Origin of the sequence: Nocardia neocaledoniensis (assembly GCF_003182135.1) — a bacterium.
In the GTDB taxonomy this organism is placed as follows: domain Bacteria; phylum Actinomycetota; class Actinomycetes; order Mycobacteriales; family Mycobacteriaceae; genus Nocardia; species Nocardia neocaledoniensis.
Map to the genome: position 1 here is coordinate 91,945 of NZ_QGTL01000013.1, position 20,921 is coordinate 112,865.

Genomic DNA, 20,921 nt, shown 5'->3' on the forward strand with positions numbered 1-20,921 from the left:
CGCTAGCGCCACTCCTGGCGTTGCAGGTCCAGGATCACCGGCCGCATGAGGGTGGAGACCTCGGGATCGACCGCGCGGCGGTCGGGCGGGAACACCGTGGCCGCGGCCAGCGTGCGATCGTCGAGGGAGCGCAGCGGGCCGGGGGCGCGCAGGGCCGCGGCCGGTGGTTCCGGGGTGACGGCGGCCAGGACGTAGCCCCAGTCGCCGAAGCTGGGCACGTCCACGTGATACGGCGTGGTCCGCAGTCCCGCCGCCCGCAGCGTGGCTTCGATCGTCCAGAACGAGCGCGGCGCGAAGAACGGCGACCCGGACTGCACCACCATCCTGGCGCCAGGGGCGAGGACGTTCGCCGTCATCGCGTAGAACTCCTGCGAGTACAGCTTGGCGACCGAGGTCTGGTCCGGGTCGGGCAGATCGACGATGATCGCGTCGAAAAGCCCTGGGGCGCCGCGCAACCAGGTGAAGGCGTCGGCGGTGACCACCCGGACGCGGGGGTCGTCGAAGGCGCCCTGGTTGAGGGCGGTGAGCCGCTCGTCGGTGCGGGCGAGCTCGATCATGGCCGGGTCGAGCTCGACCAGGGTCACCTCGGCGACGTCGGGATAGCGCAGGATCTCGCGCAGCGCGAGCCCGTCACCGCCGCCGAGGACCAGCACCGAGCGGTGCGTCCCGGCGAGCACGGGATGCACCAGCGCCTCGTGGTAGCGGTACTCGTCGATCGAGGAGAACTGCAGGCCGCCGTTGAGATAGAGCCTGGTGTCGGTGGTGCCGAACGGCGAGAACGATTCGGTGAGCACGATCTGCTGATACGGCGTGCGTGACTGCCACACGATCGGATGGGCGAACAGGGCCTGCTGGGCGGTGACCTCGAACCGGTCCGCGTAGACGTAGGTGCCGCCGAGGCCGGCCGCGACGACGGCGGTCGCCGCGACCAGCACCCGCCGCGCGCGTCATCTGCGCGCGAAAGAAGAAGAACGCCAACGCCAGTCCGGCCACGGCGTTCACCACGCCGACCACGAGACTGCCGCGGATCTGCCCGAACACCGGCAGCAGCAGGAACGGGAAGGCCAGGCCGCCCAGCAACGCGCCGACGTAGTCCGCCGCGAACAGATCGGCGACCGCGCCGCTGGCCGACTGCTTGCGGATCTGCTGGAGCAGCTCCATGAGCAGCGGGATCTCGGCGCCGACGAGCATGCCGATCACGGCCGCGGCCACGATGAGGGTGCCGGTGTAGACGTTGAGCCAGGCGTAGCTGGCGTAGAGCAGGGCCACCGACAACCCGCCGATCACGGCCAGCGCCAGCTCGACCGCGACGAACGCGGCGGCGGCCCAGCGGCGCAACGGTTTCGCGGCCAGCGCGCCGATGCCCATCGCGCACACCATCACGCTCAGCGTGATAGAGGCCTGCGCCGCGGTGTCACCGATCAGATAGCTGCCGAGGGTGACCAGCGACAGTTCGTACACCAGACCGCAGGCGGCGCAGACGAACACCGTCGCCAGCAGCGCCACCCTGGCCAGGCGGTGTAGCGGCATCAGGTCAGGCCCGCGGCCACCACCAGCGCCACCGCGACGTGCGCCGAGGCCGTGACCCACACCGCGGGATGCGGTTCCGGATCGGCGACGACGGCCCGGAAGTCCCCGGGGGTGAGCGCGTCGAGCAGCACGAACGCCAGCGCCATCGCGGCCAGCCCGATCACACCGTAGACCGCGCTCGCCAGCAGCGCCTGCGCGATCCTGCCGTCGGCGGTCCAGATGGCGGTGGCCACGATGAGGCCGACGCCGAACAGGTTCGAGGCCAGCAGGATCGCCGCGTTGCGGTTGCGTTCGAGCCAGATCTGGGCGCGCAGGTCGCCGGGGGTGAGCAGGTCGACGATGCCGAAACCGACGGCCATCAACACGATTCCCACCGCGGAAAAGGCGAGCGCGGCCCCCGCGTCCGCCGCCAGGTCGGCGAGCATGAGTGTCCTCCTGTGCTGTGTGAGGCCGAGTGCCTCGATGAACTACTTACCGCCGGAGTCGCTGCCGCCGCCACGGTAGTCGCCCGCCGCGGAGCCGCTGTTCCAGCCGTAGGCGCTGGTGTGCGAGTGATGGCGGCGGGTGCCGTTGGCCCAGCTGTCGACGAGCACGAGCGAGCCGCCCGCGTGCGGGGACACCGCGACGAGGTCCTTGTCGAAGCGCAGGTAGTGGTTGTCGCCGGTGTTGCGGCGATCGCGCGGGTCGGTGGCCTTGGCGATGGCGGCGGCGACGGCGGCGGGCGCGGCGGCCGCGGTGAACGCGATGCCGTCGTTGGCCTGGTCGAGTTGCCTGGCCCGCTGGTACTTCTCGCTGACGAAGGCGCGCGGATCCTGGTCGCGGGTGACCGCGACGACGACGATCACGGCGATCAGCGTGAGAACCACGGTGACGGCGCCGGCGATGATCCACTTCTTCCGGTTCACCGCGCCACCCCGAAACCGGTGCGCCGCCGGGCGGTCGGCGTTGTACTGATGAGAATTCCCTCCCCGTGCAAAAACTGGCCGGACTGTATCACCCGGCGCGGCGCACGAGAAACGGTGGCGTCAGCGCGGGCGCCGCCACACCAGGGTGTACCGCCACATCAGCCGGCGGTGGATGCGGGCTCCCGGCAGCAGTTCCGCGGCCACCGCGCGGATCTCGGCCAGCGTCTCCTGCGGGTCACGCACGGTGGCACCGGGACCGCCGCGCCGGCCGCGGCGCCACCAGTCGAGGCCACGGATCGCGGGGATGAGGGGGAGATAGTGGATGTCGGTGAGCGGGTGCATCTTCCACAGTCCGACGACCGCGAGGGTGCCGCCGGGGGCGACCAGGTGGCGCAGGGCGGCGACGCCGTCGCGGATCGGGACGTGATGCAGCGTGGCGACCGCGGTCACCATGTCGAAGGTGTCGTCGAGGTCGCGGAAGTCGGCCTTCTCGAGATGCACGTTCGGCGCGGACGGCGCGGTGGCCAGGACGTTCTCGTCGATGTCGACCCCGAGCACGGCATCACAGCGGGTGGCCAGCTTGCGGGCGAGCAGGCCGTCGCCGCAACCGATGTCGAGCGCGGTGCGGGCGTGGGCGGGTACCTGTTCGAGGATCCATGGGTGGTAGTGCGTGTTGTGATTCCAGTAGGGATCGGTCGACATGCCAGGTCAACGCGCGACCGGGCGCGTGGGTTCCGGAACCGCCGCGCGGGTCAGCCGCGGGTGCGGGCGAATTCGGCCAGCCAGGAAGGGAACTCGACGAGGTCGTCGAGGACGACGTCGGCGCCGGCGGCGCGCAGGCCGTCGGCGTCGTAGGGCCCGGTGGTCACGCCGACGGCGAACGCGTCGGCGGCTTTGGCGCCGCGCATGTCCCCGGCGTGGTCGCCGACGAACACGTGCGCGGACTCGGCGCGCAGCACGTCGGCCTTGCCGGTGGACCAGAGGTCGCCGGCCAGCCGGTCGACCTGCCAGCCGAAGTGGTCGACGTGCAGTCGCGCGTGCGGTTCGAACTTGCCGGTGACCACGAGCGCGCGGCCCCCGCCCGCGCGCACCGCGTCCAGCGCGGCGCTCGCGCCCGGCAGCGCGGGAATGCGGGTGATCACCGCGGGATAGAGCTCGCGGTAGCGGGTGACCAGGTGGGGGATCAGGTCGTCGGGTGCGCCCGCGTCGCCGAGCAGGGTGGCCAGCGGCGGACCGAGGTGCGCGGCGAAGTGGCTGCCGACGATCGGCAGATCGAACTCTCCGGCGAGGGTGTCGATCGCGAGGCTCACGCCGGGCCGGGAGTCGATCAGGGTCATGTCCAGGTCGAAGCCGACGGTGATGGTCACCCCGCGAGCGTATCGGCCCTGGTGGCGGCGGCCTGATTCACGTGGAACCCCGGCTGCACTCGATGCCGAAATCGGTTGGGGGAGAGGGGGTGCGCGCTGCACGGCGTGCAGGACGGCACGCGTTCCCCGAGGTACCGGGGTTTCGGTCGGGCCCGTGCGCGGGCATGTCCGCATGGCATTCTCTGGATCGAGGCGGCGGAATCGACGGTAACGCGCAGCGGGCGCATGATGGCATCGACTGCCATTCCGGGTGCGTGCGACGACGCCTTCGCGCCGGCGAACAGGGGCCGGACACGACAATGGCAAGGAGGAAAACCACTCCTTGCCACACTCAATGTATAGCGCACCCCCGCTCTTGCGGCAAGACCCCCGTGCTCGGGCACAATCGCCTGTCGAACGCTCTGACCTGCGCGAATGAATGGGGAACAGATGATCGACGTGCTTGTGGCCGGTGCCGGGCCGACCGGGGTGATGCTCGCCGCCGAACTGCGGTCGCGGGGCGTGCGGGTGCTCGTCGTTGACCGGGACCCGGCGCCGACGCCGGTCGTGCGGGCCATGGGCCTGCACGCCCGCAGTCTCGAGGTGCTCGACCAGCGCGGCCTCGTCGACAGGTTCCTCGCGCTGGGCACGACCCACCCGCTCGGCGGGTACTTCGCGGGGATCGTGGCCCGGCAGCCCGAGGGGCTCGACACCACCTATCCGTACGTGCTCGGCCTCCCACAGACCGTCACCGAACGGCTGCTGACCGAGCACGCCCTGGAGCTCGGCGTCGAGATCCGGCGGGCCACCGAGCTGGTCGGGCTCGAGCAGGACGCGCACGGAGTGACCGCGGGGCTGGCCGACGGCTCCACGCTGCGGGCGCGCTATCTGGTCGGCTGCGACGGGGGACGGTCCACCGTGCGCAAGCTGCTCGGCATCGGCTTTCCCGGGGAGCCGAGCCGGGTCGACACGCTCCTGGGCGAGATGCGGGTCACCGCCTCGCCGGACACCGTCGCCGCGATCAACAGCGAGGTCCGCACGACGCAGCTGCGCTTCGGGGTGGCGCGGATCGGCGACGGCGTGTACCGGGTCGTCGTGCCCGCCGACGGGGTAGCCGAGGACCGGGCCGCTCCCACTTTCGACGAGGTGAAGCGGCAACTGATCGCCACGGCGGGCACCGACCTGGGCGCGCACGAGCCGCGCTGGCTCTCGCGCTTCGGTGACGCCACCCGCCTGGCCGAACGCTATCGGAGCGGCCGGGTGCTGCTGGCGGGCGACGCCGCCCACATCCATCCACCGCTGGGCGGGCAGGGCCTCAACCTGGGGATCCAGGACGCGGTCAACCTCGGCTGGAAGCTGGCCGCCGAGGTGAACGGGTGGGCGCCTGCGGGGCTGTTGGACACCTACGACGTTGAACGCAGGCCCGTCGCCGCGGAGGTGCTGGACAACACCAGAGCGCAGATGGAACTCGTGTCGCTGGAACCGGGTCCGCGCGCCGTCCGCGGTCTCCTGACCGAGCTGATGGCCTTCGACGAGGTCAACCGGTACCTGATCGAGAAGATCATCGCGATCAGCGTCCGCTACGACCTCGGCGACGGGCACCCGCTGCTCGGCAGGCGGTTGCGCGACCGGCCGGTCCTCGGCGGCCGCCTGTACGAGCGGATGCGCGCGGGACGAGGGCTGCTGCTCGACCGCACGGGAGCGCTGTCGGTGGACGGCTGGGCCGATCGCGTGGATCCGGTCGTCGACCCCGCGGTCGACCTCGACGTGCCCGCGGCGCTGCTGCGGCCCGACGGGCACGTCGCGTGGGTGGGCGCCGACCAGGCGGATCTACGGGTTCACCTGCTGCGCTGGTTCGGCGCGGCGCGCTGAGGTCTCAGCTGCTGGCCGCCGCGGTGAACGGTGTCACCACCGGCGCCGCGGCGGGTCGCGACGGATGCCGCCACACGCCGCGCCGTTCCAGGATCGGCAGGACGCCCTCGCCGAACCAGTACGCCTCCTCCAGGTGCGGATAGCCGGACAGGATGAAATGGTCGATGCCGAGCGCGGCGTACTCGAGCAGCCGCTCGGCCACCTCCGCGTGCGAGCCCACCAGCGCCGTCCCGGCCCCGCCGCGCACCAGGCCGACACCGGCCCACAGATTGGGCGCGATCTCGAGTCCGTCGGTGCGGCCCTCGTGCAGCCGGGCCATCCGGCGCTGGCCCTCGGACTCGCTCTGGGCCAGGCTGGCCTGCACCCGCGCGATCTCGCCGGGCGCGATGCCCGCCAGCAGCCGGTCGGCCTCGGCCCACGCCTCGGCGGCGGTGTCGCGGCTGATCACATGGATACGCAGGCCGAAGTCCACGGTGCGGCCCTCGAGCGCGGCCAGGCCCCGGATCCAGTCGAGCTTCTTCGCGACCGCGTCCAGCGGCTCGCCCCACGTCAGATAGGTGTCGGCGTAGCGTGCCGCCACCGGGCCGGCCGGGCCGGAGGAGCCGCCGAAGAACACCGGCGGGATCGGGTCCGGCCGGGCGCTCAGCAGCGCGTCACGCACCCGCAGGTGCTCGCCGGTGAAGCTGAACGGCTCGGTGGAACGCCACAGCTCGCGCACGATGTGCAGGAACTCGCCCGTCCTGGCATAGCGCTCGGCCTTGTCGAGAAAGTCGCCGTAGGCCTGCTGCTCGCGCGGCTCCCCACCGGTGACGACATTGAGCAGCAACCGGCCGGCGGAATGGCGCTGGAAGGTCGCGGCCATCTGCGCGGCCAGGGTCGGGCTGGTCAGGCCGGGCCGCAGCGCCACCAGGAACTTCAGCGTCTCGCTGGTCTGCACCAGCATGGCGGTGGTCAGCCAGGCGTCCTCGCACCAGGCGCCGGTCGGGGTCAGTACACCCTCGAACCCGTTGTCCTCGGCCGCCGCGGTGAGCTGGTTCAGGTAGCGCAGCGTGGCCGGTCGATCGCCGGACATGAAACTGCCGTGGCCGCCCGCGACCAGCCCCCGCGAATCGCCGTAGGTGGGCAGGAACCAGTGGAACGACAGTGTTTGCTCGGTCATGCCACTGATGCTGACCGGCGGGCCCGGCCCCGTCACGGATTCGGATCACCGTGCGCGCAACTCCGGCACGCCGCGCCAAACTAGACGTAACCATGCGAAACACGTAACCTCGAAGCAGGCTCGGGCAACGATGCCCGGGCGGCGACGACCCTCACGAAACGAGTTTCCTCAATGACGCGGCATGTCGACGTACTGATCATCGGCGCTGGCCTGTCCGGAATCGGCACGGCCTGTCACCTGACTCGCGAGCAGACCGGACGCAGCTACGCGATCCTCGAGCGCCGCGAGAACATCGGTGGCACCTGGGATCTGTTCAAGTACCCCGGCATCCGGTCCGACTCGGACATGCTCACCTTCGGCTTCGGGTTCCGGCCCTGGATCGGCACCAAGGTGCTCGCCGACGGCGCCAGCATCCGTCAGTACGTCGAGGACACCGCCAAGGAATACGGCGTCACCGACCACATCAACTTCGGCCGCAAGGTCGTCCACCTGAACTTCGACCGGTCCCGCGCGCAGTGGACCGTCGAGGCGCTGATCGAGGCGACCGGCGAGACCGAGACCTGGACCGCCGACTTCGTCGTCGGCGCCAGCGGCTACTACAACTACGACAAGGGCTACCGTCCCGAGTTCCCCGGCGAGGCCGACTTCACCGGGCAGATCGTGCACCCGCAGCACTGGCCCGAGGACCTGGACTACACGGGCAAGAAGGTCGTGGTGATCGGCTCCGGCGCCACCGCGATCACGCTGATCCCGTCCATGGCCGACAAGGCCGCGCACGTCACCATGCTGCAGCGCTCGCCCACCTGGATCCAGGCGCTGCCCTCGGACGACCCGGTCGCGATCGGCTTCAAGAAGACCCGTGTGCCCGACGCGATCGCCTACAAGATCGGCCGCGCCCGCAACATCGCCCTGCAGCGCGCCAGCTTCCAGCTCTCGCGCACCAACCCCGAGCTGGCCAAGAAGCTGATGCTGGCGCAGGTGCGTTTGCAGCTGGGCAACAAGGTCGACCTGCGCCACTTCACCCCGTCCTACAACCCGTGGGATCAGCGGCTGTGCGTGGTGCCCAACGGCGACCTGTTCAAGGTGCTCAAGTCCGGCAAGGCCGACATCGTCACCGACCGGATCGCGAAGTTCACCGAGAAGGGCATCCTGACCGAGTCGGGCCAGGAGCTCGAGGCCGACATCATCGTCACCGCCACCGGTCTCAACGTCCAGATCCTGGGTGGGGCGACCATGAGCATCGACGACGAGCCGGTGAAGATGAACGAGACGGTCGCCTACAAGAGCGTGCTGTACTCCGACATCCCGAACTTCCTGATGATCATCGGCTACACCAACGCCTCCTGGACGTTGAAGGCCGATCTCGCGGCCGCCTACCTGTGCCGCGTCCTCAACATCATGCGCGACCGCGGCTACACCACCTTCGAGGTGCACGCCAACCCCGAGGACATCGCCGAGGAGTCGCTGATGGGTGGCGCGCTCACCTCCGGCTACATCCAGCGCGGTAACGGCGAAATGCCTCGTCAGGGTGCGCGCGGCGCCTGGAAACTGGTGAACAACTACTACCGCGACCGCACGCTGATGCACAAGGCGCCGATCGAGGACGGCATCCTGCGTTTCAGCAAGGTCGGCACGGCCGTCGAGCCTGCCGAGAAGGTCGCCAACGCCTGATCCGGGGCACCACACGACGCGGACGGGGTCCGTCACACCATCGGGTGTGGCGGACCCCGTCCGTTCGTCCGGTCCGCGGCGCCCGAACCGGTTGCGCGCGGGCGCTTCTGGTACCCGGGCGAATTCTCAGCGCCTCCCGTACTATCGCGATCGAAGACACCGCCCGGGGAGACGAAGGAGGACGGTGTGGGATCTCGCCTACCGGCGACCATCCGAGACGCGGGGATGTGGGTGCGGCGTTTCGCCGCGACGACACCGGGTGTGATCGGCGTGGTCCTCGTGGTGACCACGGTGGCCTGCCTGGTCGCCGGATCGACCGCGGGCCAGCAACTCGGCGCGAAGATCACGCGGACGGAGCAGGTCCTGGACCGGACCGAACCGCTGGCCTTCGCCGCGCAGAGCCTCTACGTGTCGCTCTCGGCCGCCGACGCAGGCGCGGCGACCGCCTTCCTGTCCGGCGGTATCGAATCACCGCAGGTCCGTGACACTTACGAGCAGGCGCTCGCCGAGGCCGCCGCCGCGCTGGCCGAGGCGACGGCGGGCGCCACCGACGCCAGGTCCAGGGCCATCGTCGCGCGCATCGCGGCGGATCTGCCGACCTACACCGGGCTGGTGGAGACCGCGCGCGCGAACAACCGGCAGGGCTTCCCGGTCGGCTCCGCCTATCTGCGCCAGGCCTCGGACCTGATGCAGACCTCGCTGCTGCCCCAGGCCGAGCAGCTCAACCAGGCTCGTTTCGCCGCCGTCCGCGAGGACCAGCGCCACATCGGCGCGCTGCCGATGACCACGATCGTGCTCCTGCTGCTGGTCCTGCTCGCGTGCGCGATCGGCTCGGTGCTGTTGCTGCGCCGTACCAACCGGCTCGTCAACGCGGGCGTGGCCGCGGCCGCGGCGGCCGCGCTGCTGGCCATCGTGTGGGCGGCGGGGGCGACGCTCACCGCCGCCCAGCTGCTCGACACCGGGGACACGGGAGCCGGTGCGCGCGTGGAGAATCTGGCCGGCGCGCGCATCCTGGCCCAGCAGGCCCGCACCGACGAGACGCTGGCCCTGATCACGCGCGGCGACATCACCGCCCCCGAGGCGTCGTTCCAGACCCACACCGTCGACCTGGAGAAGCGCCTCGCCGCCGCGGGCGCCGCGGACTCCGAAGCGGCCAGGGCGCTGACGAATTGGACCGCGGGCCACAACGCCCAGCGCACCGCCTACGAGAAGGCCGACTACGCGGGCGCCGTCACCCAGGCCATCGGCACCGGACCCGACAGCTCGGCCACCAGCTTCGCCCGCCTCGACCACGAATTGCGCGACGCGCTCGCCCAGGCGCGGACCGATCTGCGCGACGGCGTCGACGCGGCGGGCGACACCTTCACGCTGAGCCCCGTCGGCACCCTGCTCCTGCTGCTGGCCGCTGCCGGTGCGGTGGTCACCGGCCTGTGGCCCCGAATCAAGGAATTCCTATGAGAACCAGGCGTCCCCTGCTGGTGGCCGTGGCCGCGGCGCTCGTCCTGGTGGCCGGGTGCGGTGACGCGCCCGAGCCTTCGGCCATCGCGGCCACCGCCGTCGCGCCGCCGCTGCCCGGCGCCGAGGCGATCACCACCGCGCCGACCGCCGAGGGCACCGGCACCTGCGACACCGAGGCGACCCTGGCGCCCACCGCGCAACCGCGCCCCGGCGCGATGCCGGCCGGGTCGTCGATGGCGGCCATCGTCGCCAACGGTCGCCTGCGGGTCGGCGTCGACCAGAACACCTACATGTTCGGCTTCCGCAACCCGTCGACCGGACGGCTGGAAGGCTTCGACATCGACCTGGCCCGCGAGATCGCGCGTGACCTGTTCGGCGACCCGAACAAGATCGAACTGCGCTCCGTCTCCGCCGCCGACCGGATCCCGCTGCTGCAGGAGAAGAAGGTCGACATGATCGTGCGGACCTTCTCCGCCACCTGCGAACGACGCCGCGATGTCGACTTCTCCGGCGTCTATTACCGTGCGGCGCAACGCATCGCGGCGCCGAAGGGCTCCGGCATCACCGGTGCGGCGGGGCTGGCGGGCAAGCGGGTGTGTGTCACCAAGGGCACCACGGCCGCCGCGCCGCTGTTCGAGCTGCCGACGGTGCCCACCGTGTTCGGCGTGACCAACTGGACCGACTGCCTGGTCGCCCTGCAACAGGGCACGGTCGACGCGATCAGCGGCGACGAACCGATCCTCGCCGGTCTGGTGGCCCAGGACCGCAACCTCGAGCTGGTCGGTGAGTCGATCGGGGCGGGCGCGTACGCGGTCGGCGTGCCCAAGGGCAGCGACGACCTGGTCCGGTTCGTCAACGGCGTGCTCGACCGCATGCGCGCCGACGGTTCCTGGCAGCGGATCTACGAGCAACATCTGTCGACCCTCGGCCCGCCGGTCATGCCCGTGCCCCGGTACGTCGGATGACCTCGCCGATGCTCGGCCTCGCCGAGCTCGATCGCGAACTCGCCACCCGCACGGCCGAACTGGCCACGGTGACGACGACCCTGCTCGAACTCGACCGCCACCCCGGCCTCGCCCTGGTGCGCCGGTATCCGCCGACGGGGGAGACCGCGCGCCGGTGGGCGCCGGTGCAGACCGCCCTCGGCGAACTGTGGGAGGACCTGGGCCGGGTGCGCGCCATCGTGTCCGAGGCCGAGACGGTCCGTGGGGGCAGGGGGCGCATCGACGACCGTGCCCGTGCGCGGCTGACCGAACTGCTGCGCGGCCGCCCGCACGAGATCGCCAGGATCCCGATCCCGCTGTCCCAGCGCGGACTCACCGGGCCGGGGGAGACCGTCGTGACGGTCGGCATCGCCGACTGCCTGGACCGGATGCGCGCGGCCTTCGCCTTCGTCGCGCCGTTCGCCGACGAGGTCGCGGCGGTGGACCGGCAGGTGCTCGGCGCGCTGGCGCCCCTGCAACAGCGGATCGAGCAGGCCCATGGCGCGCTCGACGCCGCCGCCGAGCCGGTGGCGACGCTGCTGCGCCGCGCGGGCACCGATCCGCTCGGCTTCGCCGAGGGCGAGATCGAAACGGCGCTCGCGGCGGTCACGGCCCTGATCGAAACCGAAACCGCCCGCCACGCCGAACATCTCGCGATCGCCGCCGATCTGCCGGGCGCGGTCGACGCGCTGCGCCGCCGGCTGCGCGCGGTGGCCGAACTCCAGCGCGATGCCGACGACACCGCCGCGCGCGCCGAGCACAGGATCCTCGCGGGCGTCCTGCCCGAGGGCGGCGAACCGGCGCAGCGGCTGCGCGCCGAACTCGACACCCTCGGCGCGGAACCGACCAGGCCCACCGTCGAACACCTGCTCGCGCTGCGCGCCCGCGCGGACGCGGCGGCCGAGACCGCCACGCGGCGGGCGGAATTGGCGCGCGGACTGCTCGACCGGCGCGCCGAGCTGCGCGGCAGGCTCACCTCCTATCGGGCCAAGGCCGCGCGCCTCGGCGTGAGCGAGGACCGCGACGTCCTGGCCGCCGACCGGATCGCCGCGGGCCTGCTCAGCCGTACACCATGCGATCTGGCCGCGGTCACCCGCGCGGTCGCCGACTATCGTTCGATCATCGGGGAGAAAGCGGGGCGGACAGCATGATCTGTAGTGAACCGGGGTGCGGCGGCGCCGTCGAGGACGGCTACTGCGCCGTCTGCGGCACCGCACCGGTGGCGGCCCCGCCCGCACCGACGGTCGCTCCCGCCGGTGGGCGCTCGGCGCGGACCACCGCGCAACCGCGCAAGGGCGCCCCACCACCGCCGCCGCCACCGCTACCGGGGGTGTGCGCCGAATCGGGTTGCGGCGGAACGATCGTCGACGGCTACTGCGAGACCTGCGGCACCGCCCCCACCGCGACCGCCGCCTACAGCCCGTCCGCGCCGACCATCAGCGCCAGCGGGCGCACATCGAGCCGCTCGGTGCGCACCCACCGGTCCGGCTCAACCCGCTCGGCGGGCCGCGGGCGTCTGGGCGCCGGGCTCGTCGAGGTGCCGCCGGTCCCGCGCGTCGACCCGGCCACCGCGGTCCTCGCCGACCCGCAGGTCCCCGAAGCCGACCGCTACTGCGGCAAGTGTGACAAGCCCGTCGGCCGCAGCCACGACGGCGTCCCCGGCCGCACCGCGGGCTTCTGCCCGCACTGCGGCACCCGCTATTCGTTCGTGCCCCGTCTGCGGGCCGGCGAGCTCGTCGGCGGCCAGTACGAGGTGGCAGGCGCGCTGGCGCACGGTGGCCTCGGCTGGATCTATCTGGCCACCGATGAGCGGGTCAACCGGCGCTGGGTGGTGCTCAAGGGCCTCATCGACACCGGCGACAGCGACGCGCAGGCGGCCGCACTGGCCGAACGGCGCTTCCTCGCCGAGGTCGACCACCCCAACATCGTCAAGATCCACAACTTCACCGAGCACGCCGACGCCGACGGGGAACCGGTCGGCTACATCGTGATGGCCTATGTCGGCGGCACCTCGCTCAAGCAGATCCTGCGCAAGCACCGTGCCGAGACCAAGACCTACCTGCCGCCGGCCCAGGCGATCGCCTACGTGCTGGAAATGCTGCCCGCACTGGGCTATCTGCACGCGCGCGGGTGGGCGTACTGCGACTTCAAGCCCGACAACGTGATGCAGACCGAGGAACGCCTCGAGCTCATCGACCTCGGCGCGGTCATCTCGATGGACGACCGCACCAGCCCGATCTACGGGACCCTGGGCTACCAGGCGCCCGAGATCGCCGAGACCGGTCCCACCGTGGCCACCGAGGTCTACACCGCGGGCCGCACCCTGGCGGTGCTGATGATGCGGCTGGCGACCGTCGACGGCAAGCTGGGCCCGCTGCCGACGCCCGAGGCCGAACCCCTGCTCGCCCGGCACGATTCGCTGCACCGGTTCCTGCTGCGCGCCACCGACGCCGACCCGCTGGCCCGGTTCGGCTCGATGGCGGAGATGGCCGACCAGCTCACCGGTGTGCTGCGGGAGGTGCTCGCCACCGAGGACGGCCTGCCGCGCCCCGGCATGTCGAGCTCGTTCGGCCCGGCCCGTGCCGTTTTCGGGATCGACAGCGCCACACCGGAACCCGCCGCCCTGATCGCCGGACTGCCCGCGCCGCTGGTCGACCCCGGCGACAGCGGCGCCGCGCTGCTGGCCACCACCGACGCGGCGACGCCCGCCGAACTGGAGGAGGCGCTCACCGCCGGTCTGCGCGCGGTGGTCACCGGGGCGGGCGAATCCGTGGAGATCCCGCTGCGGCTGGTCCGCGCCGAACTCGAGGCGGGCGCCCCCGAGGCGGCGCTGGCCCGCCTCGACAACCTCGCCGAGGACCTGGCCTACGACTGGCGCCGGGTCTGGTACCGGGCGCAGGCCGCGCTGCTCACCGGCGAATACGACAGCGCCGCCGCCGATTTCGAGGCCGTGTACAACGCCCTGCCCGGCGAGCCAGCGCCCAAGCTCGCCCTGGCGGCCGCGCTGGAGCTCGGCGCGGCCGACGACACCGCGCGCCGGCGCGCGCTCGCACTCTACGAACTGGTGTGGCGCACCGACCACACCTACCTCGCGGCCGCCTTCGGCGCGGCCAGACTGCGGCGCGCGGCCGGTGACCGGCCGGGCGCGGTCGCGGTGCTCGACCAGGTGGAGCGCACCTCCTCGATGTACACCGAGGCCAGGGTCTCGGCGGTGGAAACGCTGCTGGCCCGTCGCGATCCCGCCGAACTCGACGAGACCCTGCTGCGGGAGGCCGGCGCGCGGGTCGAACGGCTCACCCTGGACTCGCGCACGCGCACCGCCCAGGTGCGCATGCACGTGCTCGAGGCGGCGCTGAGCTGGATCCGGTCGGGACAGCGCCCGGGTACGCCAGGCAAGCTGTTGGATGTGGAATTCACCGAGCAGGGAGTGCGGACGGGGTTGGAACGATGCTTGCGGACATTGGCGCGCGAGGCCGAGGACATGTGGACCCGCTTCGTGCTGGTGGATCAGGCGAACGCGGTGCGCCCGAGGACCACTCTGTGACCGCGCCGGGGTGTCCCGACTGCGGGCGCTCGGGCCGGGCCGGGCACCGCTACTGCGAGGGGTGCGGGCGTGAGCTCGGCGTGCGCAAGGTCGCGCTGCCGATCCACGATCCCGCGGCGGCACCGCAGTGCTCGACCTGCGGGGAACGTCGCTACGAGGGCGGCTTCTGTGCCCAGTGCGGCAGCCCCAAGCCCGTGCCGGACCGGTTCGAGGACGACCTGGGCTCGATCTACGTCCTCACCGACCGCGGCATCAGCCACTCCCGCAACGAGGACGCCGTGGCGGCGGCCGTGCGCGAGGGCGACGGCACCCGCGTGATCGTCGTCAGCGACGGCGTGTCCACCTCGCAGGATCCGCAGGCGGCCTCGGGCACCGCGGCCCGCGCCGGTGTCGACGCGGCGCTGGCCGCCCTCGCCGACGGCCTGTCCGCGCAGGACGCCGCGATGGCCGCGATGGCCACGGCCACCGCGGCGGTGCGCGGGATGTCGCGCTCGCCCGAGTACGCGCCCTCCTGCACCTACGTGTCCGCGATCGTGCGCCAGACGGCCGAGGGCACCGAGATCACCGTCGCCAATGTCGGTGACAGCCGCGCCTTCTGGCTCGCCGCGGGCGACCCGACGGCCTCGCGCCGGCTCAGCGTCGACGACTCGTGGGCCCAGGCCCTCGTCGACGCGGGCGCCCTGGACTCCGAAGCCGCCATGCGCGACCCGCGCGCGCACACCCTGCTGCGCTGGCTCGGCGCCGACGGCGGGGAAGCGCCGTGGTCGGCGAACTGCCTGCAGCGCATGGTCGTCACCGAACCCGGCACCCTGCTGCTGTGCAGCGACGGCCTGTGGAACTACCTGCCCGACGCCGTCGCCCTCGCCGGATTCACCGTCGAGACCTCACCGCAGGCCGCCGCCCGCGCGCTCGCCGACTTCGCGTTGAACAGCGGCGGCAGCGACAACATCACGGTCGCGCTGGCCCCGGTGGCAGCGCCCGTCGCCGTACCGCACGATCCAGGAGTGTCATGAGTTCCGCTGAGACCGCAGGTATCTCGATCGCCGTCGACCAGAACGAGTTCCTCGCCGAGGGCGCGAGCGTGGTCGACGCGGTGCTGACGGTGGCCACCGGACCGGAACTGGCCGTCGCCGCCACCCCGCCGCCCCGGCTCGAGATCCTGATCATCGACTGCTCCGGCTCGATGGGGAACAAGCGCAAGTTCGAGAACGCGCGCAACGCCACCCGCACCGCGCTCGACGAGGTGCCCGACGGCACGGCGTTCGCGATCATCGAGGGCACCGAGCAGGCGCGGATGATCTTCCCGACCAACGCGATGTCGGCGCAGGCGAACCACGCCAACCGCACCGCCGCCCGGCGCGCGCTGGACCGGCTGCGCCCCGACGGCGGCACCGCCATGGGCACCTGGCTCGCGCTGGCCAGGCAGGTCGCCGTCGCCCATCCGGGCACCCAGGCTCATGCCATCCTGCTCACCGACGGCAAGAACGAGCACGAGACGCCGGAGCAGTTCGCCACCGAACTCGACCGTGCCGAAGGGCTTTTCGTCTGCGACTGCCGCGGCGTCGGCGACGACTGGATGCCCGCCGACCTGCACAAGATCTCGGCCAAGCTCTCCGGGGACGCCGACATCGTGGCAGATCCCCAGGATCTGGCCGCCGACTTCGCCGCCATGATGCGGTCCTCGGCAGCGAGGGTGATCCCGGAGCTGACGTTGCGGGTGTGGACGCCCGCGGGCGCGAAGGTGCGGATGGTCAAGCAGGTCGCGCCGGTGCTCGAGGACCTCACCGGGCGCCGTGCCGACACCGGCCCGCAGGTGGGGGAGTACCCGCTGTCGTCCTGGGCCGCCGAGGAGCGCGAATACCACCTGCAGATCGAGCTCGAACCGGCCGCGCCCGGCCGGGAGAAGCTGGCCGCGCGGCTGAGCGTGCTGGCCGGCGACGAGGTGCTCGGTCAGGGGCTCGTGCGCGCGGTGTGGACCACCGACACCTCGCTGTCGACCCGCATCAGTACCCGCGTCGCCCACTACACCGGGCAGGTCGAACTCGCGCAGGCCGTCCAGGAGGGTCTGGCGGCGCGCCGCAACGGCGACCTGGACACCGCCACCGCCAAGCTGCGGCGCGCGGTCGAACTGGCGGCCGCTTCGGGCCACGAGTCCACCGCCAAGCTGCTGCGCGGCGTGGTGGAGGTCGAACGCGACGGCACCGTGAAGCTGCGCGGTGAGGTCTCCGCCGCCGACGAGCTTGCCCTCGACATCCGCTCCACCAAGACGGCGCGGGTACGGAAGGAGCACTGAGATGCCGCTGTGCGCGGACGGACACCAGTCGCGGTCGATCGACTACTGCGATGTCTGCGGGTCGGCGCTGGGCGAGCCGCCCGCCCCGGACCGCGGCGATCTGCGGCTGTGCCCGTCCTGCGCCACGCCGACCAGCGGCCGGTTCTGCGAGGTCTGCGGCCATGATTCGGCGCTGCCCGCCGGGCCGCCGCGCACCGAGACCCCGATCGATCGTGACCTCGACGCGAGCCGCTCGCCCGGAGCGGCCGAGCCGAAGGTCTGGTCGGCGCGCGTCTTCGCCGACCGCGACTTCTACACCAGGGTCCAGGCCGACAAGGGCCCCGACGCCGACCGCGTCGAGTTCCCGGAGTTCTATCCCGAGCGTCGGATCCTGTTGCGCGGCAACCAGTTCCTCATCGGCAAACGCTCCGCCTCGCAGGGCATCGCGCCCGAGATCGACCTCGGCATCGCCCCGGCCGACATCGGGGTGTCGCGCGCCCACGCGCTGATCCGGGTCGAGTCCACAGGCGAGCTCACCCTCACCGACCTCGGTTCGACCAACGGGACCAGTCTGGACGGCGCCGAGACGACCATCGCGCCGCAGGTGCCGGTGCCGTTGCGCGACGGCAGCCGGATCCATGTCGGTGGCTGGACCACCATCGAGATCGCCGCCGAACCGTAGACGTAGGTGTTCATCGAACCGTAGGGTCGCCACCATGACGAAGTTCGACGGGAAGACCTGCCTGATCACCGGCGCGGCCAGCGGCCTCGGCCGGGCCACCGCCTTCGCCGCCGCCGCCAAGGGCGCGGCCCTCGTGCTCACCGACATCACCGCCGACGCGCTCGACGCGACCGCGACGGAACTGCGCGCCGCCGGGGCGACGGTCCATCTGGCGCACGCCGCCGACGTCAGCGACCATTCCGCCGTGGTCGGCCTGGCCGCGCACACCTTCGAAGCCGTCAGTCACGTCGACATCGTCATGAACGTCGCGGGCATCGCCACCTGGGGCACCGTCGACAAGCTCTCGCACCAGCAGTGGCGGCGCACCGTCGACATCAACCTGATGGGTCCGATCCACGTCATCGAGGAATTCCTGCCGCCGATGATCGCGGCCGGGCGCGGCGGCCACCTGGTGAACGTGTCCTCGGCCGCGGGCCTGTTCGGGCTGCCGTGGCACGCGCCGTACAGCGCCACCAAGTTCGGGCTGCGCGGCGTCTCGGAGGTGCTGCGCTTCGACCTGCGCCGCCACAAGATCGGCGTCAGCCTGGTGTGCCCCGGCGCGATGGCGACCCCGATGGTCGACAGTGTCGACATCGCCGGCGTCGACCGCGACAACGCCGCCCTGCAGAAGGCGATGGGCCTGTTCCTGCGCCACGCCGTCACCCCCGAGCAGGCCGCGGCCGCCGTGGTCAAGGGCGTCGAGCGCAATCGCTACTGGGTCTACACCTCCCGCGACATCCAGCTCGCGCACTGGGGCCAGCGCTACGTCCCGTACGGCTACACGCTGGCCATGCGCGGACTCAACTCGGTGATGACCAACTACGCCACCAAGAACGAACTGGTCCGCTGACCGTCCGGGCCCCGGGCAAATGTCCAAGGGCCCGAACGGTTTTCGGTCAGTTCGCCGCGGCGTAGGCGCCCGGCACGTAGCCGCCGCCCTGCTGGCGCACGATCACACCGAGCCGGTTGGCGGCGTTGATCTGGGCGATCAGCGCGACGAGCGCGGCGAGCTGATCGTCGTCGTAGTGCTCGCGTGTCTCGGCCCAGGTCGCCGCCGAGACGCCGGGGTGGGCGTCGGCGATACGGGTGCCCTCCTCTGCCAGCGCGAGCGCGGCCCGCTCGGCATCGGTGAAGACCGTGGCCTCCCGCCACGCCGCGACCAGATTGATCCGCACGGCCGGTTCCCCGGCGTGGGCGAGGTCCTTGCTGTGGACGTCGGTGCACCAGCCGCAGCCGTTGATCTGGCTGACCCGCAGCATCACCAGATCCTGGGTGGCCTTGGGCAGGCCGGACCGCAGCACCACCAGGCTGGCGTTGCCGAACCGCTGGGCGAACTTCGCGCCGATCTCGTTGTCCACCAGGGTGAATCGGGGTTCCATGGGCTTCTCCTCGGGTCGGTTGTCGGTGGGACGACCATGAAGATGCCGGTGCGGCGTACGACGTGACGGCAGTACGGAGTGACGCACGACACAGGGCGCGGCGGTCACAGAACCTCGTCGGCCGGCATCGGATGGTCGGCAGCGACCACGCGAACGAGGAGCGAACCATGGCCGACACCCCGGATCCCGCGACGGCGGCGTTCCTCGCCCACCGGAATCTGCTCTTCACCGTCGCCTACGAGATGCTCGGTTCGGCAGCCGACGCCGAGGACGTGGCCGCCGATGTCGAACTCGCCGAGAGTGTCTCGCTGGCGATGCTGCTCGTGCTCGAGACCCTCGCGCCGACCGAGCGCGCGGTGTTCGTCCTGCGTGAGGTGTTCGACCTGCCCTACGGCGAGATCGCCGACGCGGTCGGCAAGACGCCGGCCGCCGTGCGTCAGATCGCGCACCGGGCCCGCGCCCACGTCGCCGCGCGCCGGCCGCGTGGCGCCGTCTCCTCCACCGAGTCCCGGGCCGCGGTCGCGGCGTTCCACCGGGCCGTGGCGACCGGCGACCCGCGCGGACTGCTCGACCTCCTCGCGCCGGACGTTGTCTTCCTCGGTGACGGCGGCGGCCGCGCGCGGGCCGCGCTCGCGCCGGTGGTAGGCGCCGACGCGGTGGCCGATCTGCTCCGCGGCAGCCTGCCGAGGATCGGCGCCACGATGACGGCGACAGCGGCGCAGGTCAACGGGCATCCCGCGGTGATTCTGTCCCGTGACGGCGGTATCGATACGGTGTTCGCGCTGCGGGTCGACCACGGCCTGATCTCGGGGGTCTACGCGGTGCGCAACCCGGAGAAGCTGGCCCGCGTCGAGCACGAGACCGTGCTGCGCCGCTAGGTGGCCAGGTCGGTGGGGTCGGTGTTGGCGCCGCAGAGGATGACGCAGACGCGCTCGCCCTCGTCGGGGCGGTAGGCGGCGCCCGCGCCGGTGTCGAGCAGGGCGGCCAGCGCGGTCGCCGCGCCGTTCTCGACGGCGATCCGGTGCTCGTCCCACAGCTGCCTGCGCGCGCGACGGATGGCGTCGTCGTCGACCAGCACCGAACGCACGCTCTCGTGCCGGGCCACGTCGAGAGCCATCTGCGAAACATTCGGTGCGCCCAGCGAATCCGCGGCGATCGACTCGACGGTGACCTCGACGGGGCGCCCCGCCTCGATCGCGGCGTTGAGCGAGCGGCAGTGCACCGGCTCCACCGCGACCGTTCTGACCCCGAAATGCTGCGCGGCGAGCGCTGTCCCGGTGAACAGCCCACCGCCACCGACCGCGACGAGCACCGTGTCCAGATCGGGAATCCTGGCGTGGATCTCGCGCATCAGGGTGCCCGCGCCCGCGGAGATGAGCGGATGGTCGTAGGCGTGTGCCGAGAGCGCCCCGCTGGCGGCGGCGAATTCCCGGCACGCGGCCAGCGCCTGCTTGTACTCCGGACCGATCAGTCGCACGTCGGCGCCGTAGTCACGCAATCGACGGATTTTCACCGGCGGCGCGGTATCGGGCAGGAAGACCGTCGCAGGCACGCCCGCGGCCCGCGCCGCCCACGCGCACGCGAGGCCCGCGTTGCCCCCTGAGGCGATCGTCACACCGGCTTCCGGGAGGGTCCCCTCGGCCGCATGCGCGCGCACGAAATTCTGCGCGCCTCTGGCCTTGAAGGAGCCGGTGAACTGCAGGTACTCGAGTGCGAACCAGCGGGGATCGGCCCCGGTCGTCGCGGGTGCGACGGCGACCGGGCGGACCGATCCGTCGATCCGCGCCGCGGCCGCTTCGATGTCGGCGAAGGTGGGTGTCACGCCTCGACTATGCCACCGCGAACGGGGCCGCGAACCGGCCGAATTGTTACGGCGGGTTTACGCAGACCCGAACGTGGGTACATAACGGATTGGTAACAAGCTCGAAGGCGGGATGTCGTGTCGGTCTGGGGACGCGAAATCCCCAGGTGGTCCGGCGCACGCCCCGGCGTGTCAGCAAAGGATGTGCACATGAGCGAGCGAAACGAGCGACCGGATCACAGGGTCGCGTTTACGGTTCGGCGTGAGCAGGGCGAGAGTG

At 71.8% G+C, this 20,921-nt stretch carries 18 protein-coding genes and 1 pseudogene; 11 read left to right on the top strand and 8 right to left on the bottom strand.

Translation table 11 applies throughout. The annotated features are described in order from the left end of the window. Window positions 1–2: 2 nt before the first annotated feature. From DFR69_RS27910 to DFR69_RS27930, 5 genes and pseudogenes are all read right to left on the bottom strand, one after another. Window positions 3–1,530: pseudogene (locus tag DFR69_RS27910) on the bottom strand (polyamine aminopropyltransferase). Next, the gene (locus DFR69_RS27915) at window positions 1,530–1,955 is read right to left on the bottom strand and encodes a DUF350 domain-containing protein (protein WP_110040635.1); all 426 of its coding nucleotides are present in this window, start codon (window positions 1,953–1,955) and stop codon (window positions 1,530–1,532) included. Before DFR69_RS27915 ends, DFR69_RS27910 begins: the two are co-directional and overlap by 1 nt. A gap of 42 nt (window positions 1,956–1,997) precedes the next feature. Beyond that, entirely contained in the window at window positions 1,998–2,435 is a 438-nt protein-coding gene (locus DFR69_RS27920; protein WP_110040636.1) for a DUF4247 domain-containing protein, read from the bottom strand. 120 nt (window positions 2,436–2,555) lie between these two features. Next, window positions 2,556–3,137, bottom strand: a complete 582-nt coding sequence (locus DFR69_RS27925; RefSeq protein WP_110040637.1) for a class I SAM-dependent methyltransferase — start codon at window positions 3,135–3,137, stop codon at window positions 2,556–2,558. 50 nt (window positions 3,138–3,187) lie between these two features. After that, complete coding sequence (locus DFR69_RS27930; RefSeq protein ID WP_208644061.1) at window positions 3,188–3,802, bottom strand: HAD family hydrolase; 615 nt, start codon at window positions 3,800–3,802, stop codon at window positions 3,188–3,190. A 429-nt stretch (window positions 3,803–4,231) separates the two neighbouring features. Here DFR69_RS27930 and rox point away from each other — a divergent pair, with 429 nt between their 5' ends. Next, the gene (rox, locus tag DFR69_RS27935; RefSeq protein ID WP_110040638.1) at window positions 4,232–5,653 is read left to right on the top strand and encodes a rifampin monooxygenase; all 1,422 of its coding nucleotides are present in this window, start codon (window positions 4,232–4,234) and stop codon (window positions 5,651–5,653) included. A 4-nt stretch (window positions 5,654–5,657) separates the two neighbouring features. Here the strand turns inward: rox and DFR69_RS27940 are convergent, their stop codons facing one another. Beyond that, entirely contained in the window at window positions 5,658–6,812 is a 1,155-nt protein-coding gene (locus DFR69_RS27940) for an LLM class flavin-dependent oxidoreductase (protein ID WP_110040731.1), read from the bottom strand. 171 nt (window positions 6,813–6,983) lie between these two features. On the opposite strand from DFR69_RS27940, the gene DFR69_RS27945 reads away from it, so the two are divergent. The 9 genes from DFR69_RS27945 (at window position 6,984) to DFR69_RS27985 (ending at window position 18,311) form a co-directional block, all read left to right on the top strand. After that, complete coding sequence (locus DFR69_RS27945; RefSeq protein ID WP_110040639.1) at window positions 6,984–8,483, top strand: flavin-containing monooxygenase; 1,500 nt, start codon at window positions 6,984–6,986, stop codon at window positions 8,481–8,483. Window positions 8,484–8,669: 186 nt separating this feature from the next. Further along, window positions 8,670–9,941, top strand: a complete 1,272-nt coding sequence (locus tag DFR69_RS27950) for a hypothetical protein (RefSeq protein ID WP_244198492.1) — start codon at window positions 8,670–8,672, stop codon at window positions 9,939–9,941. After that, window positions 9,938–10,906, top strand: coding sequence for a glutamate ABC transporter substrate-binding protein (locus DFR69_RS27955; protein ID WP_110040640.1), 969 nt, complete (start codon window positions 9,938–9,940; stop codon window positions 10,904–10,906). Before DFR69_RS27950 ends, DFR69_RS27955 begins: the two co-directional genes overlap by 4 nt. Beyond that, window positions 10,903–12,075, top strand: coding sequence for a hypothetical protein (locus tag DFR69_RS27960; RefSeq protein ID WP_110040641.1), 1,173 nt, complete (start codon window positions 10,903–10,905; stop codon window positions 12,073–12,075). The genes DFR69_RS27955 and DFR69_RS27960 overlap by 4 nt, the downstream gene beginning before the upstream one ends. Then, a complete protein-coding gene (locus DFR69_RS27965; RefSeq protein ID WP_244198493.1) occupies window positions 12,072–14,468 on the top strand; it encodes a serine/threonine-protein kinase in 2,397 nt (798 codons plus the stop codon). Before DFR69_RS27960 ends, DFR69_RS27965 begins: the two co-directional genes overlap by 4 nt. Continuing rightward, the gene (locus DFR69_RS27970) at window positions 14,465–15,481 is read left to right on the top strand and encodes a protein phosphatase 2C domain-containing protein (protein WP_244198494.1); all 1,017 of its coding nucleotides are present in this window, start codon (window positions 14,465–14,467) and stop codon (window positions 15,479–15,481) included. The genes DFR69_RS27965 and DFR69_RS27970 overlap by 4 nt, the downstream gene beginning before the upstream one ends. After that, window positions 15,478–16,761 carry a VWA domain-containing protein gene (locus DFR69_RS27975; protein ID WP_110040643.1) on the top strand — a complete coding sequence of 428 codons (1,284 nt, stop codon included), beginning with the start codon at window positions 15,478–15,480 and terminating at the stop codon, window positions 16,759–16,761. Before DFR69_RS27970 ends, DFR69_RS27975 begins: the two co-directional genes overlap by 4 nt. 1 nt (window position 16,762) lies before the next feature. Further along, a complete protein-coding gene (locus DFR69_RS27980; RefSeq protein ID WP_110040644.1) occupies window positions 16,763–17,422 on the top strand; it encodes an FHA domain-containing protein in 660 nt (219 codons plus the stop codon). A gap of 34 nt (window positions 17,423–17,456) precedes the next feature. Further along, window positions 17,457–18,311 carry an SDR family oxidoreductase gene (locus DFR69_RS27985; RefSeq protein ID WP_110040645.1) on the top strand — a complete coding sequence of 285 codons (855 nt, stop codon included), beginning with the start codon at window positions 17,457–17,459 and terminating at the stop codon, window positions 18,309–18,311. A 46-nt stretch (window positions 18,312–18,357) separates the two neighbouring features. Here DFR69_RS27985 and DFR69_RS27990 read toward each other — a convergent pair whose 3' ends face one another. Further along, complete coding sequence (locus DFR69_RS27990) at window positions 18,358–18,840, bottom strand: carboxymuconolactone decarboxylase family protein (protein ID WP_110040646.1); 483 nt, start codon at window positions 18,838–18,840, stop codon at window positions 18,358–18,360. A 167-nt stretch (window positions 18,841–19,007) separates the two neighbouring features. On the opposite strand from DFR69_RS27990, the gene DFR69_RS27995 reads away from it, so the two are divergent. Beyond that, entirely contained in the window at window positions 19,008–19,718 is a 711-nt protein-coding gene (locus DFR69_RS27995) for a sigma factor-like helix-turn-helix DNA-binding protein (protein WP_110040734.1), read from the top strand. Here DFR69_RS27995 and DFR69_RS28000 read toward each other — a convergent pair. Continuing rightward, on the bottom strand, window positions 19,715–20,662 hold the full coding sequence (locus DFR69_RS28000) for a threonine/serine dehydratase (protein ID WP_110040647.1): 948 nt from the start codon (window positions 20,660–20,662) through the stop codon (window positions 19,715–19,717). The two genes, DFR69_RS27995 and DFR69_RS28000, sit on opposite strands and share 4 nt — an antisense overlap. Between the last annotated feature and the right edge of the window lie 259 nt (window positions 20,663–20,921).

Coding starts and splice junctions, on each gene's coding strand:
- DFR69_RS27915 (WP_110040635.1), bottom strand. CDS start 1,955: ATGCTCGCCGACCTGGCGGCGGACGCGGGGGCCGCGCTCGCCTTTTCC.
- DFR69_RS27925 (WP_110040637.1), bottom strand. CDS start 3,137: ATGTCGACCGATCCCTACTGGAATCACAACACGCACTACCACCCATGG.
- rox (WP_110040638.1), top strand. CDS start 4,232: ATGATCGACGTGCTTGTGGCCGGTGCCGGGCCGACCGGGGTGATGCTC.
- DFR69_RS27940 (WP_110040731.1), bottom strand. CDS start 6,812: ATGACCGAGCAAACACTGTCGTTCCACTGGTTCCTGCCCACCTACGGC.
- DFR69_RS27945 (WP_110040639.1), top strand. CDS start 6,984: ATGACGCGGCATGTCGACGTACTGATCATCGGCGCTGGCCTGTCCGGA.
- DFR69_RS27955 (WP_110040640.1), top strand. CDS start 9,938: ATGAGAACCAGGCGTCCCCTGCTGGTGGCCGTGGCCGCGGCGCTCGTC.
- DFR69_RS27960 (WP_110040641.1), top strand. CDS start 10,903: ATGACCTCGCCGATGCTCGGCCTCGCCGAGCTCGATCGCGAACTCGCC.
- DFR69_RS27965 (WP_244198493.1), top strand. CDS start 12,072: ATGATCTGTAGTGAACCGGGGTGCGGCGGCGCCGTCGAGGACGGCTAC.
- DFR69_RS27975 (WP_110040643.1), top strand. CDS start 15,478: ATGAGTTCCGCTGAGACCGCAGGTATCTCGATCGCCGTCGACCAGAAC.
- DFR69_RS27980 (WP_110040644.1), top strand. CDS start 16,763: ATGCCGCTGTGCGCGGACGGACACCAGTCGCGGTCGATCGACTACTGC.
- DFR69_RS27985 (WP_110040645.1), top strand. CDS start 17,457: ATGACGAAGTTCGACGGGAAGACCTGCCTGATCACCGGCGCGGCCAGC.
- DFR69_RS27990 (WP_110040646.1), bottom strand. CDS start 18,840: ATGGAACCCCGATTCACCCTGGTGGACAACGAGATCGGCGCGAAGTTC.
- DFR69_RS27995 (WP_110040734.1), top strand. CDS start 19,008: ATGGCCGACACCCCGGATCCCGCGACGGCGGCGTTCCTCGCCCACCGG.